We start from the raw sequence: 15,710 nt of genomic DNA, 5'->3' as shown, positions 1-15,710 counted from the left end.
AGATATTCATGAAATATAAATCCATCCTTCTTGCTTTATCCTTCACCATCACCTGCCTTCCCGCCTATGCCGCCGTGCCGGATATCACCGCCGACGCCGCCGTCATCATGGACGCCGCCGGCGGCCGGTTTCTCTATGAAAAGAACGGGACAAAAAAGGAATATCCCGCCAGCATGACGAAAATCATGACCTGCATCCTCTCCATAGAAAAAGGAAATCCCTACAAAACGGTGTCCGTCAGCTCAAACGCGGCGGACGTGGAGTCCACCGCCCTCACTGGCGGGGAATGGCTTTCTCTTGGAGACCTTCAAAACCAGATGATGATGCTTTCCGACAACGGCGCCGCCACGGCCATTGCGGAAAACACCGCCGGCAGCCTTCCCGCCTTTGCGGACATGATGAATGAAAAGGCCAAGGACATCGGCATGACCGGCACCCATTTCGTCAATGCCAACGGCATGCCTGATGAAAATCACTACTCCACCGCCGAAGACATGGCCCGTCTTGCCCGGTACGCCATGGAAAATAAAACCTTTCGCCGCATCGTTTCCACAAAGAGGAAACAGATACGCTATATCCGGCCCGCTGAAATCTTCACCTGTGAAAACAGCAATGAACTCCTCTACACCTACCCCGGAGCCACAGGCATCAAGACCGGCTGGACCCGCGCTGCCGGAGGATGCCTGGCCGCTTCCGCCATCAGGGATAACCATGAACTCATCGTTATCGTCATGCATTCCAGGGATACGGACAGCCGGTTTGCGGAGGCCGCTGAGCTTCTGGACTACGGGTTTGAACTGATAAAAGAAAAAAGGACCGACGGGAAATAGCCGAAGCCCTATCCGGCAGCCAGACAATCAGACTTCCGGCTTCCGGCTTCAGACTACGGGCGGGACTCTGTCATTTTGAGCGAAGGGCAGCAGCGGGCAGCCTGCTGTCATTTTAAAAGTCCAGAAGAGTGCATGGGTAATGGAAAAGTCCGAGAAAAATGATTCACATTTCTTTTCGGACTTTTTACATCATTGCTTCCTTAGCCGGGCATCACCGGCTCTACTCCCCCATCATTCCACAAGTACCATGCCGTACACCGATACTTCCTTCACCGGCCCGGTGAGAACCCGGGTGTCGAAGCCGTTGTCACGGGCCAGGGCAAATACGTCGATACCGCAGGCTTCCAGGGAAGGCCGGGCAGATTCAGGGTGGATGCAGTGCTCCAGATTGCACACTTTGCACAGGCCGCAGCGTCCGGCCTTCAGGGCAAAGGCTTTATAGTAATTTTTCATCATCGCCGCTTTTTCCACCTTCAGCAGGATATCCAGCAGGCCATTGGTGAGGCGGATGTCGAATTCCTGCCAGTCCCTGCACTCCTCCAGCTTGATGGGCATTGTGTGCTTCACCAGGATGCCCAGGGTGTATTCATTGAGAAATTCATTCATCTGTGACAAATCCGGCGTGTATGGCGGGCAGCAGAGACATTTTCCGTACTGGGGACAGCCGAACTGGCATTTCATCCTTGGCCATACGCCCCGCTTCACCTTTGTCACGTCCACCATTTTGACGTCCGCCGCACCGGCCTTCCGTGCTTCCTTCATCAGTTCCACCATATCTTCTCTATTCATAATGATCTCCCTCCTATGATTTCCATGAAGTTTCTATGATATGATTGTATCACGTTCTGCCCTAGGAAAGCACTGATTAATTCATAGAGTTTCCTTTTATAAGAATTTTTATGCACTGCTTCGTCATGGGCTTCCTTAAATAGCTCGCTATTCGCGTCAGCCCATTCCTCGCATTGCATAAAAATTCAAGAATAAAAGCAAACAATGATTTAATCAGCGCTTCCCTAGAAATCGGTTGCTCTTCTCTATCCGGTTTATTAAAATAGATAAAGGAAATCTTTTTGTAAATCTCATATTTCATGAGTTTAAAATCATATTTTCTCAAAGGAGTCTTTATGAAAAAAGTCCTCATCTCTTTATCCCTCCTTCTATCCCTGGGCTTTACCGCCTCCGCCGCCCTGCCGGAGGAAGGGGTGTACCTTGACAAGGATGGCAGCCCCATTACGGAAGAGCAGATGGTGCCGCCTTCTGTGAAATCGACTAAAATGCTGCCCCAGTCCGCCGCCGTCCATGACGCTCTCTCCCAGCTGCCCCACTCCGCCGCCACGGTGCTCATCATTTCCATCAATGAAGACGGCGCCGTAACCCATGAGGAAGTGTCCGAAAGCTCTTCCTCCCTCATTCTGGACCAGTACGCCGCTTCCTCTGCCGAATCCTGGACCTTCCGTCCCGCCCGCCGGGGAGAGAAGGCGGTGCCCTTTACCGTCCGCATTCCGGTCCGCTTCGTTTCCGCCATGATCTCCGTGCCGCCAGCACCGGAAAAACAGGTGATGGCGGATATGACAGACAAGGAGCAGCAGGCCGCCGAAAGGAGCGGCCACCCCACCTTTTCAGTGAAGCTGTCCATTGACGGGGAAGGGAAAATGACTGCACCGCCGGAAGTGCAGAAGGAAGGGCTTACCCTCAGCGATTCCGATTTCAAAATCCTTTCCCGCTACATAGAACGCTCCCTCCGCCAGTGGACCTTCTCCCCCGCCAGAAATCCCGATAATGAGGCCATAGAAGCGGAAACTGCGATTTCCATAACGGTGTAAAAAAGAGGTTTCCTGTAGTAGTGATACACTTTGGGCAAGCCTGCCGACAGGAAACTATTGGCAAAGGGTTTCCTACTGAGGTGAAACACTTTGGTATTCATGCCGACAGGAAACTATTGGCGAAAAGTTTCCTACTATGGTGATACACTTTGGTCCAGCATTCCAACAGGAACCTATTCGCGAAAGGTTTCCTACTGAAGTGATACACTTTGGTTAGGCATACCGACAGGAAACTATTCGCAAAAGGTTTCCTACTGTGGTGATACACTTTGGGTAGGCATACCGGCAGGAAACTATTGGTAAAGGGTTTCCTACTTTGGTGATACACTTTGGTCAAACATGCCGACAGGAAACTATTCGCGAAAGGTTTCCTATTGAGATGATACACTTTGGGCATTCATACCGACAGGAAACTATTCGCGAAAGGTTTCCTATTGAGATGATACACTTTGGGTAGGCATGCCGGCAGGAAACTATTCGCGAAGAGTTTCCTACTTTGGTGATACACTTTGGTCAAACATACCGGCAGGAAACTATTTGCGAAGGGTTTCCTGCTGTGGTGATACACCTTAGCCAAGCATACCGACAGGAAACCACATAGAAAATGGCAGTGACGAAATGAAAATCATTCCTTCACTGCCCTTTTGGCATTCATTCCTTACACTTTCACTGCCCTGTATTTCCCGTCTTCCACCTTGAGGAGCACCAGGTCCACCTCCGGGTCGCCGGAGTTATTGAAGGTCATGGGGCCTGCGGCGCTTTCAAAGTTTTTGATGTTAGCCAGGGCGTCCCGCACCTTTTTGGAGTCCGTGGTGGTGCCTGCGTTTTCCACGGCCTTTGCTGCCAGTTTGGCAGACACATAGGCACAGGCGGCAAAGTTGTCAGGGTCATGGTTGTATTTGGCCCGGAAGTCCTTCACGAATTTCCTGGTGGCTTCGGAGTCCCTGTCCGGGGACCACATGGAGGAGACGTACACATTGTCTGCGGCGGGGCCTGCGATTTTCACAAGCTCCGGCGACATGAAGCCGTTATCTCCCAGCACCGGCTGGTTCATGCCCATGTCCCGCATTTTCTTCAGGATAAGTCCCCCTTCCTGGTAATAGCCTGCCACCACCACGGCGTCGGGATTCCCGTTGTGGATTTTGGTAAGCTGGGCGGAAAAGTCGGTGTCCTTGTCTGCAAAGGTTTCGGTGGCCGCGATTTCCACGCCCTCATCTTCCAGCGCTTTCTTGAAGGTTTTATAGGCGGACACCTGGTGTTCATTATTATTGGAGTAGAGCACCGCCACCCTCTGATAGCCCAGAAGCTTATGGGTTTTCTGAACGGTCTGGGGGATATTCTTTGATTCAGGCACGCAGTTCCGGAACATGTAATCACCGATGTCCATGAGCCCTTCCGCCGTGGTAGCCACGCCTAAAAGCGGAATCTTCGCCTGCTGGAAGAGGGGCCCCACCGCCTTGTATTCACCGGAAATGAGGGGCCCCACCACGATGACCTTCTTTGCGGCAATCAGCTTCTGTGCCGCAGACACCGCCTGCTGCACATTGCCCTTGGTGTCCACCATTTCCACGTCCATGTGGATTTTTCCTTCCCTGTTGATTTCCTCCACCGCCATGTCGAAGCCTTCCTTTTCCGCCAGGCCGTAGGAAGCCACGCCGCCGGAAACGCCGTTGATAAAGCCCACCTTGGCCGTCTTTCCGCTTCCGGCGCCTTCGCTCTTTCCGCCGCAGCCGGTCAGTCCTGCACATGCAGCTGTCATCATGAGGCCGAGGCCTGCCAGTTTGAGTCCTTTTTTCCAATCCATCATCTTTTTCTCCTTTGAAATGGAATAGCACATGTGCAATCTTCACTCTGCGGGGATACCCATCAAAAAACGCCTCTGCCTGAAATATCAGACAGAGGCGCATCGCGCGGTACCACTCCGGTTTATCTCTCAGCCGCCATGCATAAGAAGAGGTAACAAAAAGCCCCTGTCCACCACGGGACAGGGGCGAATTCGCGGTACCACCCTGCATTATACTCTGAAGGCCTGTCCTGTAACGGGGACTTACGTCCTGATTTACGGAAAATTCTTTCAATCAGGAAGCTCACGAGTGATAGTCCGCAGATTTTCCGCACCGGCTTTCACCATACGCCGGCTCTCTGAAGCTTCCTGTCTGTTTCCTTCTCGTTCACAGCATGTACTGGTTTGAATGTGCCTATGATGATACCGAATCTCTTCCCATCCGTCAATAGGGAAAACAGGAAATTGCCATTTCAGCATACATGGCGTCATGAATGATTTCTGTAGATATTTTTTATTTGCTTCACAAAGTACCTTGCATTGCAAAGTACTTTGTGATATATTGTTAGCAGCAGGAAATGACCATCAGTCTACAAATTAATGAAGAGACCGATGCATTGCCTTATGCAGAACCCCTGATTCCTCAGAAAGGAAAAGCCATGAACATCCAACTGAAAAAAGGCGTCATGGAAATTGTGGTTCTATCCATGCTCAGGCGGAAAGACTACTATGGTTATGAGCTGGTCACTGAGATTTCAAAGTACATTGAAATGTCGGAGGGCACCATTTATCCCCTATTGAACCGGTTCAAGAAAGACGGCCTGGTAGATACCTACCTGGCGGAATCACATAACGGTCCTCCCCGAAAATATTACCGCATCACCGACGCCGGACGGGAGGAATTCAAAGAATCCCTCAAGGAATGGACCGAATTTACAAAAGCCGTCAAGAAAATACTGGAAGAAGGAGGCGATACCCATGAATGAAACAGAATTTTTAGACCTGCTCAGATACTATTTCCGCAATGCCAGGGCAGAAGAAGTGAAGGAAATCCTGGCAGACTATGAATCCCACTTTGAAGAAGGGAAAAAGCGGGGCCTCTCGGAGGAAGAAATCGCCAAAGAGCTGGGCAGTCCCAAAGATATTTACAATTCCTTCCAGTCGGAAGGCGTGGTGAATGAAAAAACAAAGGGAAGCCAGCTGCAGGACAGGGCCAAGGAAATGGCCCAAGGCGCCCAGGAGAAAGTGGAAAAGACCTGGGCGGAAGTAAGCCCCAGGCTTCCCGCCGCCGCAGAAACCACAGCCCGCATGACTGCCCGCCTCCTCACCGCCGCCGGTATCATCATGGCCATTGTGGTGCTGGCTGCCGCGGGACTGGTGATTGGTTTCTTCTCCACCAACCTGGTTCCCTTCCACGGCATGGCGCCGCTGCCCCGCTTCAGCTTCCTCACACTGGCCTCCATCGGAAGCTTCGGCATTTTTACCGCCCTTTCCATCTATCTCATCGCCAGGGAAGGCAGCCGGGCCATTGAAAACAGTTTCCGCCAGCTCAGTGCAAAAGGCGGTGAACCGAAATGAAGAAAATCCTCATCTCCGTGGTGCTCGCAGTCATTTCCCTTATCATCGGCACCTTTTCCTTCATAATCAATGACCTCCCCTCCTATCACCGCTGGATGGCGGACAACGGCCCTAAAATGATGGAAAATTTCAAAGGCTGGTCGAAGGATCGGAAGGATTTCAAAAACGGGCCTGCCAATGACAGAATGCGGGAAGACTTGAGAAACCACCATGACCAGGACAGCATGGGCCCCGATAGAAACATGCCCGGTGACCATCAGGATAACCCAAAGGGAAATAAACGCGAGGCACCTGATAAGAATAGCTAATCTGTCCATCGTGGCTGGAGAATACCAGCTCCGCCATTGATTTATATATATCCCCAGAATAGGATGAGGGAGTTTCAGGGAAGCTCCCTCGGAAACAAGTTTACAGAATTTGAAAGGAAGGTTCCATTATGAAAAAGTTAAATGCACTCATCGCCGCTTCCATGACAGGCCTGGCACTGGCCGGCGGTTTCTTCTTTGCCGGCACCGCTTCCGCCGCTGATTACGACCATCCGCCGAAAATCCAGCAGGACCAGGGACAGCATCCCCAGGTTCACAGGGAAAAGAAGCACGTAGAAAAGAAGCAGAAGGTCCATAAGGACAAAAAAGACCGAGAAGAACTGAAAGATAAAAAGGACCAGGGACAGCAGCGCAAACTGAAACCCTGGGAAGAAAAGTACTATGAACAGCATCCGGAAGCCAGAGAAAGGGATGCCCAGAAAGGCAATCCGGAAAAGAGAAATGTACAGGACGATGACGGCATTACCTGGCACCGCCTGTAATGAAATACTCTGAAAAGCCTGTTTCAAAAGAGGTTATACTATGAGAAACCTGAAAAGAACAATGTTAGCCGCAGCCCTTTTGATTTCCATCTCCGCAGCAGGCGCTGCGATGGGAAATGGCGTATCCGCCGCTTCCCTGGAAGCCAAAGAGCCCGCCGGCCCCGTATCAAGCACAGGCCGGGACTACCACATCGCCTTAATCAATGCGGACCGTTCCAATGGCCCGGTCATCCACAGGCCCATGAAGGAAGAACTCCGGCCGGAAAAACCCGCCGCCCCTTCCGATGAAGTGAAGGACCGCAAAGGAGGTGAAGATTTCAGGGACAGCCGCTCCGCCCTCCAACGCAGCGATAAGGATGATGACCATCCCTATGAAGGCCGTCATGAACGCCGTTTTGACAAGGATGACAGAGACGGAGACCATCACTACGATGGAAGCCATCAGCGCCGTTTCGGCAAGGACGACAGGGACGGAGACCACCGCTGCGATGAGCGCCATCAGCGCCGTTTCGACAAGGATGACAAAAGCGGAGACCATCACTACGATGGACGCCATCAGCGCCATTTTGACAAAGACCACAAAGACGGAGACCACCGCTATGATGGACGCCATCAGCACCGTTTCGACAAAGACGACAGGGACGGAGACCATCACTACGATGGACGCCATCAGCGCCGCTTTGACAAAGACGACAGGGATGGACGCCATCACTACGATGGACGCCGTCATGATAGAAATGGAAGAGGCCCTGTTCCGCGGGTGCCGGAAGACGCACAATTCTAAGGAAGCACTGATTAATTCATAGAGTCTGTTTTTATAAGAATTTTTATGCACTGCTTCGTCATGGGACTCCTTAAATAGCTCGCTATTCGCGTCATCCCATTCCTCGCATTGCATAAAAATTCTAGAATAAAAGCAGACAACGATTTAATCAGCGCTTCCCTAATTTTACCTTTATCATAACCCAATACCCTCTGGCAAAAGAGCAGGATTCCCCTCCTGCTCTTTTTCTGTGCCCCTTTATAAAAACTTTAAAATTAATTAATTGCACCGTCGAAAGAGGCCGATATAATAGTATCAATCCATAGATTTATCCCGTTTCAGCCGGACAAAATCGCCAAACCGTCCCCTTTTCTGTGTTATAATATACATTGGCATACAGCCTGACCTGGAGGATTATTATGATATCAATTGTGACGCCTGTCTATAATGAAGAAGGCAATGTAGTTTACTTCCACGATGAAGTGACGAAAGTCATGAAGGACCTGGGTATGGATTATGAAATCATCTACGTCAATGATGGTTCCCGGGACCGTACGGATGAGCTGATTCATCAGCTGGCAGACCATGACCCCCACGTGCGGGCTCTCACCTTTGCCCGGAACTTCGGGCACCAGATTGCCATTACCTGCGGCATGGACTTTGCCCGGGGAGATGCGGTGATTACCATGGATGGAGACATGCAGCATCCGCCGGCCCTCATTCCCAAACTCATTGAAAAATGGCAGGAAGGCTATGACGTCGTACAGACCATCCGCACCGCCACCGAAGACGCCGGATTTTTGAAGAAGCTCACCTCCGCCGGCTATTATGCGGTGATTAACTCCATTTCCACCACCCGGGTGGTACCGGGAGGCTCCGATTTCCGTCTCATGGACAGGAAGGCCCTGGATACCTTCCTGAAATTTCGGGAACACAGCCGGTTCATCCGCGGCATTGTAGGAGGCCTTGGTTTCAAGCAGGCCGCCATTGAATTTGAAGCGCCCGCCCGTCATGCAGGGGTCTCCAAATTTTCCATGAAGAAAATGCTTCATTTCGCCATGGACGGCATCATCACCAACTCCACCATTCCCCTGCGCATTTCCTTCTACATCGGACTTCTAGCCGCCTTTGCAGGATTCCTGCTGATTCTCCACGTGCTCTACTGCGTCATCACCGGACAGGCCGTCCCCGGCTGGGCCACCATGACTATCCTGATTTCCATCTTCGGAAGCCTCAACCTCATGTGCCTGGGCATCCTGGGCGAATACATAGGCCACGTATTTGAAGAAACAAGGAACCGTCCCCTGTACTGGCTCTCGGACGACACCGCCGCTCACGGGGACAATCCCTATCATCAAACCCACGAACATCGGGGCCAAGACCGATGATTCCCTGATTTCCAATTTCATAAGGCAGAAGGCAGCGGGATTTCCCGCTTCTTTTGAGTGACTGCCTCCTGCCGGGAAGGATATAGTTATGAGTAATACCCCCTTTTTTGAAAGCGAACTTTTTGAAGAGCTGAAGGAAGACCTTACCCAGTCTTCCCGTTTCACCGCCACCTACCGCATTGCGGCTCCGGACTACGAAGAAGCCAAGAAGCTGGCCTTCGGCATCTGCGTAGAACAGACCGTGGAATGCCCCTACGAACTGGTGGAAGGAACCCCCATCGGTGACACCATCGTAGGCCAGATGGAAGACCTGAAAAAGGCTGAACCCGGCGCCTATTACGCCACCATTTCCTATGACCCTGCCGCCGTGGGAAATGAAATGGCAGAGCTTTTGAATATGCTTTTCGGAAATACAAGCCTCCAGCCCGGTATCAAACTCATGTCCTTCGACCTTCCGGAATCCATGTATGACAACTACCCCGGCCCCCGCTTCGGCCGCACGGGACTCCGTGACCTCTGCGGCGTACCCCGGGGCCCCATCCTCATGAGCGCTATCAAACCATTGGGCAGAAGCCCCAAGGAACTGGGCAAAATGGTGTACGACCTGGCCCTGGGCGGCTGCCCCATCATCAAAGATGACCACAGCCTCATGAACCAGGACTACGCGCCCTTTGAAGAAAGGGTGCTCCAGTGCGTCATGGCCCTTGCCGATGCCAAGGAAAAGACAGGAAAAAAGAGCATGTACATCGCCAACTGCACCGCCGACGGTCTCCAGTTCCTGGACCGGGCCTACAAGGCCAAAGAAATCGGTGCCGACGGCATCATGGCAGCCCCTGCCATCACCGGCTTCACCCTGATTCGCGACCTGGCCAGGGATCCGGACTTTAATCTTCCCATCTTCCTCCATCCCTGCTTCTCAGGCCCCCAGGTTCTTTCCAAAGATTCCGGCATTTCCCCCTTCTGCTACTACGGACAGCTCTCCCGCCTCGCCGGCGCTGACGCCGTCATCTTCACCAGCTTCGGCGGCCGCTTCTCCTTCTCCCGGGAAACCTGCACCAGAATCTGCGAAGGCACCAATGAAAAAATGGCCTACCTCCGCTCCATTTTCCCCATTCCCTCCGGCGGCATGAGATGGCAGCTCTTTAAGGACATGTACAAAACCTATGGTCCCGACACCATTTTCCTCGTCGGCGGCGCCCTCCAGACCCAGGGTCCAAACCTCACGGAAAATGTGAAATTCTTCCTACAGAAACTGGAAGAAGCACAGCAGTGAGACAGTGAGACAGTGGGACAGTGGGACAGTGGGACAGTGAAACAGTGAAATGCCCCACTGTCATTTAAAGAAAGCAAGAATAAGAAAAAAGACTGTGAAGAAATGGATGCATTTCCTCACAGTCTTTTTTATGTTATTTTCCGAAATCAGGGTCCTTCAGGATATCCTTGTACATTTCAATGTACTTGTCGGGCCTCCAGTCCGTTCCATCCACAGCGGGGTTATGCTTAAAGGCATAGCGGCTTGCCAGGGACAGGTCCACGGTGGCGGTGAACATTTCAATTTCCGGTGCATCTTCATCGGTGAATTTCCGGCCTGCGTAATAATAGAAGGACCAGGGATGCTTCTGTCCCGGCCCGATGATGGAACTGCCGCCCCAGAAATAATTATCCACGTCCAGACCGCCGATATTGGCAGAAGCAATGTAAATGCCGTTCTGGATGACAGAAGCTTCCAGGGTGGGAGAGCCGAAATAGGGGCCGTGGCACTTGGCCAGGGCGGTGCTGTTAATCAGGAGCCGGCAGCCCTTGGCCACATAATAGCGGGTCAGTTCAGGGAAGGCGTAATTATCATAGCAGATGGCGCAGCCAATGGGACCCCATTCGGAATGGAGGATGAAGGGCTTGTCCCCTCTGGTGGCCCAGTTCGGTTCCGGAGCGGGCAGATGCATTTTATGATAAGCCCCTTCCAGTCCCTTCGGAGAGAAAATGGCCAGACCATTATAGATGATATCCGGATTCTTGTCGTCCCTGATGGGCATGCCGAAAATCACATACATGCCCAGCTTCTTTGTGAGCTCCGCCACCTCCAGAGTGCTCGGCCCCGGCACCGTTTCCGCCAGCTTATACTGCATCTTTTCCTTGAAAGGCTTATCTGCTTCATCGTCGTAGCCGGTGAGGCTCATTTCCGGGAATATGACAATCCGGCTTCCTTTGCGGTAAGCACATTCGATATATTCTTCAATCCGTTTCAGGTTGGATGCCTTATCGCCCCAAACCGGATGAAAAGTGACCACAGAAATCGTACAGATATCCTTCATAGCAAAACCCTCCTTGAAAAAACAAAAAGGTGCCTACAGGGAAAATCCCTATAAGCACCATTGCTTCATGCCTCAAGTATAGTTCGCAGGAAGCATAAAGTCAACATCTGTCTTTTGTTAGGTAAGCCGGATTTCAGGAGGCCATGGTGGTCTTGACCCTTCCTGTTCCCATTTCCTTCTTTTCTTCCTTCACTTCCCATTTCTTCTTATCCACTTCATTCCTCCAGCGGAGCACTGCTGCAATGATAAAGGCCAGGGCCAGCATGGCGGAGAAGAGGTGAAGGGTGGCTGCGTAGCCGCCGGTGTTTTCCTTCATGAAGGCAAGAATGAGGGGACCGGCCACACCGGCCATGCCCCAGGCGGTCAAGATGGAGCCGTGGATGGAGGACAGCTGCTTTACGCCGAAAATGTCGGACAGGTAGGCCGGCATGCAGGAGAAGCCGCCGCCGTAGCAGCTGATGATGAGAAGAACCAGGGCCTGGAAAATGAGGCCTCCTGTGGTAATGGAAAGCTGGTAGAAAGCCCATACTTCCAGGGCAAAGAACACCATGTAGGTAATGCCGCGGCCAATCCAGTCAGAAACGGTGGACCACACGATACGGCCGCCGCCGTTAACGATACCGATAATGCCCACCAGGGAAGCAGCCTCTACCGGTGTCATGCCGATGACTTCCTGGGCCATGGGAGAAGCCACTGCCAGAAGTCCGATGCCGCAGGTAATGTTGGTAAAGAAAATCCACCAGAGAGCAAACCATTTCCAGGTATGCATGGCTTCCTTCCTTGTCATCTGGGGACCTACCACAGTTCTCTTATTCCCCTTGGCAGCTTCCCGGCGAAGCACCTCTTCCAGCATCACAGGAATTTCACCCTTCTTCGGCGGACGGAGATAGGAAGCGGAAAGGGAAATAATCACCGCATAGGCAATGCCCAGGATAAGGAAATTGGCAGTCAAACCATAGGTGTCAGTGAGGAAACGCATGAGCGGTCCTGCCACCAGAGCAGCAAAGCCAAAGCCCATGATAGCCAGGCCTGTGGCAAAGCCCCGGTGTTCAGGGAACCATTTCACCAGAGTGGAAACAGGGGTGATGTACCCGGTGCCAAGGCCGATGCCGCCAATCATACCGTAAAAGATGTAGAGAAGCAGAGCCGAATGGACATGAACCGCCAGCGCCGTGCCCAGAAGGCCGGTGCCGAAGAAGGCCGCCGACACCAGACCGGAGCGGGATGGCCCCATCCGTTCCACCACGCCGCCCAGAAATCCTGCAGACAGTCCCAGAAACAGGATGGCAATAGAAAAGGCCCAGGTCGTTTCCGAAAGGGAAAGACCCATAGCCGCCATGACCGGCTTCGTCAGTACACTCCATGCATACACACTGCCGATGCAGATGTGGATGCCCACAGCTGCCAGGGCAATAAGCCAGCGATTTTTCTTTTTCATGTAAATCCCTCCATAAGCAGTAAGCAATGAAGGGAAACCGGAGACGCAAAGACCGCCTGAGTAGGTTTCCCTGCCCAGACGGTCGGCTGATTCAGAAAATACCGGTTCACGTGGTCAATTCCACATTTCTCCGTCAGTTCCGGTATCTCTTTCTTTTGTGCATACAGGATAGCACGGAAAGAAAAGTATGTCAAGGAAATTCTATATTGCTTAGTGGGATGGTGGGCTGGTAATTCAGTGGGACAGTGGGACAGTGGGACAGTGAGACGGCTGTCAGCTGACCGCTATCCGCCGCCTCTCTTCCCGCCGGACACCGTCATTCGGGGTCGGTCAGCTGACAATAGAAAAGCCTTTTTATGGGCAGGATAAGGGCCAATTTCAGCAGTCGCATTTATACTGGCGCCGAAGGCGCCATACCTCGCCAGCGCAGCGATACTTTATAACTCCCAGAGCGGAGCCCGGAACCCGTCCGGAAGGCGTCAGCCGATTCCGGACAGAACCTTTGGGGCCCAGGGCCAGAGGCCCGGTGGCCCCATCAACCTTCGCCCGCAAAGCGGGCGTCAACCTTCGGGAATACATTTTCCCACCGTCAGGACGCTCAAGGACTTAATCCACCTTCACCAGCCTTGCCCTGAAGGCAATGTCCCTTGATGTATTCATGCTGTCGAAGCGGATGCGGTAGGAATTGTTCTTTTCATCCACCTCTTCAATGGTACCTGCCCCAAAGACCGTGTGGCGCACCCGGTCGCCCGGCTGGAAATGTCCCTTTTCACCGTCATCCTTCAGGTAGGCGCTGGTTCTTTCCACGTAGGCCTTTCCTGCGGTCCAGAGGGATTCATTCACCTCAGGCCGGAAGGAAAGGTACTTCCTGTCTATGTCCAGAATGAAGCGGGAAGGGAAACGGGGCGTACCGTCAAGGTTTGTCCCCTCCGCCTCTGTCAGGTAAAGGCGGTCCTCCGCCCTCGTCATGGCCACGAAGGCAAGGCGCCTTTCTTCTTCCATACCGTTCTTCGTCCTGGTTTTCCGGGAGGGGAAGATGCCCTCATTCATGCCGCAGAGGAAGACCACCGGAAATTCCAGACCCTTGGCGGTGTGCACCGTCATGAGCCGCACGGAATCCTTCTCCGGGCCCCTATCCATATTGGAAAAGAGGGCCGCATGCTCCAGATAGTCGGAAATGGATGTTTCTTCTCCTGCCGACGCTTCGTACTCAAAAATGGACTGCTTCAGCTCCGCCAGGTCGTCCAGCCTTTCCTGGCTCCCTTCGGTGCGGAGCATTTCCTCATAGCCGCTTTCATCCAGAATGGCAGACAGCACTTCCGACACCTGCCTGCCCATGCTGTCTTTCGCAAAATACTCAATGAGCTCTATGAAATCGGCGGCCTTTGTCTTTTTGAAAAGGGGATCCTCCATATTCTGCTTCAGCGCCTCATAGAGGCTCATGTGCCCTTCCTCCGCCTTTTCTGTGAGGAAATCCATGCGGCGCTTCCCTATATTTCTCTTCGGCTTATTCACGATGCGGCGGAAGGCCATGTCATCCTTGAAAGCAATCATGCGGAGATAGCAGAGGGCGTCCTTGATTTCCATGCGGTCGAAAAACTGGGCGCCGCTGTAAATCACATAGGGAATGTCCGCCTTCAGCAGTGCCTCCTCCAGATTCCGGGTGACATAATGGGCCCGGTACAGAATGGCCATGTCCCCGTATTTCCTGCCTTCATCATGGAGCCTTTTGATTTCCAGGGCCACCGCTTTGGCCTCTTCTCCGCCGTTTGCAGCGGGCATGCAGGTCACGGGCTCCCCCTTTTCCTTATGGGAAATGAGATCCTTTCGGATGCGGTTCTCATTCTTGTCGATGAGGGAATTGGCGGCATCCAGGATTTCCGGCGTGGAGCGGTAATTATCATCCATAATGATGGTCTTCACATGAGGGAATTCCCTGTCGAAGTTCAAAAGATAGCGTACATCGGCGCCGCGCCAGGTGTAAATGGTCTGGTCCGGATCTCCCACGATGAAAAGGTTGTTGTGGTAGCCGCAGAGGGCCTTCATGAGCTTGTACTGGAGCGGGTCGATGTCCTGGAATTCGTCAATCATAATGTACTCCAGCCGCTTCTGCCACTTCAGACGGATTTCCTCATTTTCCTCAAAAATAAAAAGGGTGAACTTGATGAGGTCATTGTAGTCCAGGGCAAAGCATTTCTTTTCCTGGTACAGGTAGCCATAGAAAATGATATCCTCCACGGTAAGCGCTTTGTGGTACTTTTCGTAGAGCAGGGACAGGGGCATGGCAATCATGTCTTTGTAATACTCCGGCCGCCACACGCACTTTTTCATTTCAATCATGTCCCGGGCCTTATTAAAGGGCATATCCCGAAGGGTGAGTCCCCGCTCCTCATAAATCATCTGCAGCATGTCATCAATGTCCGAATTGTCGATGACAAGGAAATTTTTCGGATAGGACACCGCATGGCTGTCCTCCTGCAGCACCGACACGCAGAAACCGTGGAACGTATTGATGTACCCCGTATCGTTATCTCCGGTGAGGCTGTGAATGCGCCGCGCCATCTCCCGGGCGGACTTATTCGTAAAAGTGACGCAGAGAATATGCCCCGGCAGAACGCCCAGCTCATTCACCAGGTAGGCAAACCGGTAAGAAAGGGCCCTGGTCTTCCCGGACCCCGCCCCTGCAATAACCCGCACATACCCTTCCGTAGAAGTAACCGCTTCTTTCTGCTTATCATTCAGCTCATTCCATAAAGTATCCATGGCTGCCCTCCGAACTTATATTCTAAGCTTATTATACAATAGGATGGGATAGATGAAAAGGGTTCTATGGGCGGCTTCGCCGCCCGGGTTCAAAGGGTTCAAAGGGTTCAGAGGGTTCAGAGGGTTCAAAGGGTGGTGGTGTCGCCCTAAGGAAGCACTGATTAATTCATAGAGTCTGCTTTTATAAGAATTTTTATGCACTGCTTCGTCATGGGACTCCTTAA

At 52.4% G+C, this 15,710-nt stretch carries 14 protein-coding genes, 1 riboswitch and 1 other annotated feature; of the genes, 9 read left to right on the top strand and 5 right to left on the bottom strand.

The window, feature by feature from the left end; translation table 11 throughout:
- Positions 1–8 precede the first annotated feature (8 nt).
- A complete protein-coding gene (locus QZQ29_RS00665) occupies positions 9–830 on the top strand; it encodes a D-alanyl-D-alanine carboxypeptidase family protein (RefSeq protein WP_296958494.1) in 822 nt (273 codons plus the stop codon).
- Between the two features lie 231 nt (positions 831–1,061).
- On the opposite strand, the gene QZQ29_RS00660 is transcribed toward QZQ29_RS00665, so the two are convergent.
- A complete protein-coding gene (locus tag QZQ29_RS00660) occupies positions 1,062–1,619 on the bottom strand; it encodes a DUF2284 domain-containing protein (protein ID WP_296958492.1) in 558 nt (185 codons plus the stop codon).
- A gap of 335 nt (positions 1,620–1,954) precedes the next feature.
- On the opposite strand from QZQ29_RS00660, the gene QZQ29_RS00655 reads away from it, so the two are divergent.
- Positions 1,955–2,653, top strand: coding sequence for a TonB family protein (locus QZQ29_RS00655; protein ID WP_296958491.1), 699 nt, complete (start codon positions 1,955–1,957; stop codon positions 2,651–2,653).
- 658 nt (positions 2,654–3,311) lie between these two features.
- Here the strand turns inward: QZQ29_RS00655 and QZQ29_RS00650 are convergent.
- A complete protein-coding gene (locus QZQ29_RS00650) occupies positions 3,312–4,460 on the bottom strand; it encodes an ABC transporter substrate-binding protein (protein WP_296958489.1) in 1,149 nt (382 codons plus the stop codon).
- A 176-nt stretch (positions 4,461–4,636) separates the two neighbouring features.
- Positions 4,637–4,837: a binding site (T-box leader), on the bottom strand.
- Positions 4,838–5,095: 258 nt separating this feature from the next.
- Between QZQ29_RS00650 and QZQ29_RS00645 the strand changes: the two genes are divergently transcribed.
- From QZQ29_RS00645 to QZQ29_RS00615, 7 genes are all read left to right on the top strand, one after another.
- On the top strand, positions 5,096–5,422 hold the full coding sequence (locus QZQ29_RS00645; protein WP_296958487.1) for a PadR family transcriptional regulator: 327 nt from the start codon (positions 5,096–5,098) through the stop codon (positions 5,420–5,422).
- Positions 5,415–6,014 (top strand): DUF1700 domain-containing protein, encoded by a 600-nt coding sequence (locus QZQ29_RS00640; RefSeq protein WP_296958485.1) that lies wholly within the window; start codon positions 5,415–5,417, stop codon positions 6,012–6,014. Before QZQ29_RS00645 ends, QZQ29_RS00640 begins: the two co-directional genes overlap by 8 nt.
- A complete protein-coding gene (locus QZQ29_RS00635; RefSeq protein WP_296958483.1) occupies positions 6,011–6,322 on the top strand; it encodes a hypothetical protein in 312 nt (103 codons plus the stop codon). Before QZQ29_RS00640 ends, QZQ29_RS00635 begins: the two co-directional genes overlap by 4 nt.
- A gap of 128 nt (positions 6,323–6,450) precedes the next feature.
- The gene (locus QZQ29_RS00630) at positions 6,451–6,822 is read left to right on the top strand and encodes a hypothetical protein (RefSeq protein WP_296958482.1); all 372 of its coding nucleotides are present in this window, start codon (positions 6,451–6,453) and stop codon (positions 6,820–6,822) included.
- Positions 6,823–6,862: 40 nt separating this feature from the next.
- Positions 6,863–7,606 carry a hypothetical protein gene (locus QZQ29_RS00625; RefSeq protein ID WP_296958480.1) on the top strand — a complete coding sequence of 248 codons (744 nt, stop codon included), beginning with the start codon at positions 6,863–6,865 and terminating at the stop codon, positions 7,604–7,606.
- A 398-nt stretch (positions 7,607–8,004) separates the two neighbouring features.
- Positions 8,005–8,973 (top strand): glycosyltransferase family 2 protein, encoded by a 969-nt coding sequence (locus tag QZQ29_RS00620; protein WP_296958478.1) that lies wholly within the window; start codon positions 8,005–8,007, stop codon positions 8,971–8,973.
- An 88-nt stretch (positions 8,974–9,061) separates the two neighbouring features.
- Positions 9,062–10,246 (top strand): RuBisCO large subunit C-terminal-like domain-containing protein, encoded by a 1,185-nt coding sequence (locus tag QZQ29_RS00615; protein ID WP_296958476.1) that lies wholly within the window; start codon positions 9,062–9,064, stop codon positions 10,244–10,246.
- A 133-nt stretch (positions 10,247–10,379) separates the two neighbouring features.
- On the opposite strand, the gene QZQ29_RS00610 is transcribed toward QZQ29_RS00615, so the two are convergent.
- From QZQ29_RS00610 to QZQ29_RS00600, 3 genes are all read right to left on the bottom strand, one after another.
- Positions 10,380–11,285, bottom strand: coding sequence for a carbon-nitrogen hydrolase family protein (locus QZQ29_RS00610; RefSeq protein ID WP_296958474.1), 906 nt, complete (start codon positions 11,283–11,285; stop codon positions 10,380–10,382).
- Positions 11,286–11,418: 133 nt separating this feature from the next.
- Positions 11,419–12,723 carry an OFA family MFS transporter gene (locus QZQ29_RS00605; RefSeq protein ID WP_296958472.1) on the bottom strand — a complete coding sequence of 435 codons (1,305 nt, stop codon included), beginning with the start codon at positions 12,721–12,723 and terminating at the stop codon, positions 11,419–11,421.
- A gap of 65 nt (positions 12,724–12,788) precedes the next feature.
- A riboswitch (ZMP/ZTP riboswitch) is annotated at positions 12,789–12,874 on the bottom strand.
- A gap of 455 nt (positions 12,875–13,329) precedes the next feature.
- Positions 13,330–15,486 (bottom strand): 3'-5' exonuclease, encoded by a 2,157-nt coding sequence (locus QZQ29_RS00600; protein ID WP_296958469.1) that lies wholly within the window; start codon positions 15,484–15,486, stop codon positions 13,330–13,332.
- Positions 15,487–15,710: the final 224 nt, after the last annotated feature.

The organism is uncultured Dialister sp. (assembly GCF_900538805.1).
Taxonomy (GTDB): domain Bacteria; phylum Bacillota; class Negativicutes; order Veillonellales; family Dialisteraceae; genus Dialister.
This window is presented reverse-complemented; position numbering and strand designations above follow the sequence as displayed.

Bases quoted from the DNA above. Each gene is read 5' to 3' on its own strand.
- QZQ29_RS00605 (WP_296958472.1), bottom strand. From the start codon at position 12,723: ATGAAAAAGAAAAATCGCTGGCTTATTGCCCTGGCAGCTGTGGGCATC.
- QZQ29_RS00645 (WP_296958487.1), top strand. From the start codon at position 5,096: ATGAACATCCAACTGAAAAAAGGCGTCATGGAAATTGTGGTTCTATCC.
- QZQ29_RS00630 (WP_296958482.1), top strand. From the start codon at position 6,451: ATGAAAAAGTTAAATGCACTCATCGCCGCTTCCATGACAGGCCTGGCA.
- QZQ29_RS00635 (WP_296958483.1), top strand. From the start codon at position 6,011: ATGAAGAAAATCCTCATCTCCGTGGTGCTCGCAGTCATTTCCCTTATC.
- QZQ29_RS00665 (WP_296958494.1), top strand. From the start codon at position 9: ATGAAATATAAATCCATCCTTCTTGCTTTATCCTTCACCATCACCTGC.
- QZQ29_RS00600 (WP_296958469.1), bottom strand. From the start codon at position 15,486: ATGGATACTTTATGGAATGAGCTGAATGATAAGCAGAAAGAAGCGGTT.
- QZQ29_RS00655 (WP_296958491.1), top strand. From the start codon at position 1,955: ATGAAAAAAGTCCTCATCTCTTTATCCCTCCTTCTATCCCTGGGCTTT.
- QZQ29_RS00660 (WP_296958492.1), bottom strand. From the start codon at position 1,619: ATGAATAGAGAAGATATGGTGGAACTGATGAAGGAAGCACGGAAGGCC.
- QZQ29_RS00610 (WP_296958474.1), bottom strand. From the start codon at position 11,285: ATGAAGGATATCTGTACGATTTCTGTGGTCACTTTTCATCCGGTTTGG.
- QZQ29_RS00625 (WP_296958480.1), top strand. From the start codon at position 6,863: ATGAGAAACCTGAAAAGAACAATGTTAGCCGCAGCCCTTTTGATTTCC.
- QZQ29_RS00640 (WP_296958485.1), top strand. From the start codon at position 5,415: ATGAATGAAACAGAATTTTTAGACCTGCTCAGATACTATTTCCGCAAT.
- QZQ29_RS00615 (WP_296958476.1), top strand. From the start codon at position 9,062: ATGAGTAATACCCCCTTTTTTGAAAGCGAACTTTTTGAAGAGCTGAAG.
- QZQ29_RS00650 (WP_296958489.1), bottom strand. From the start codon at position 4,460: ATGATGGATTGGAAAAAAGGACTCAAACTGGCAGGCCTCGGCCTCATG.
- QZQ29_RS00620 (WP_296958478.1), top strand. From the start codon at position 8,005: ATGATATCAATTGTGACGCCTGTCTATAATGAAGAAGGCAATGTAGTT.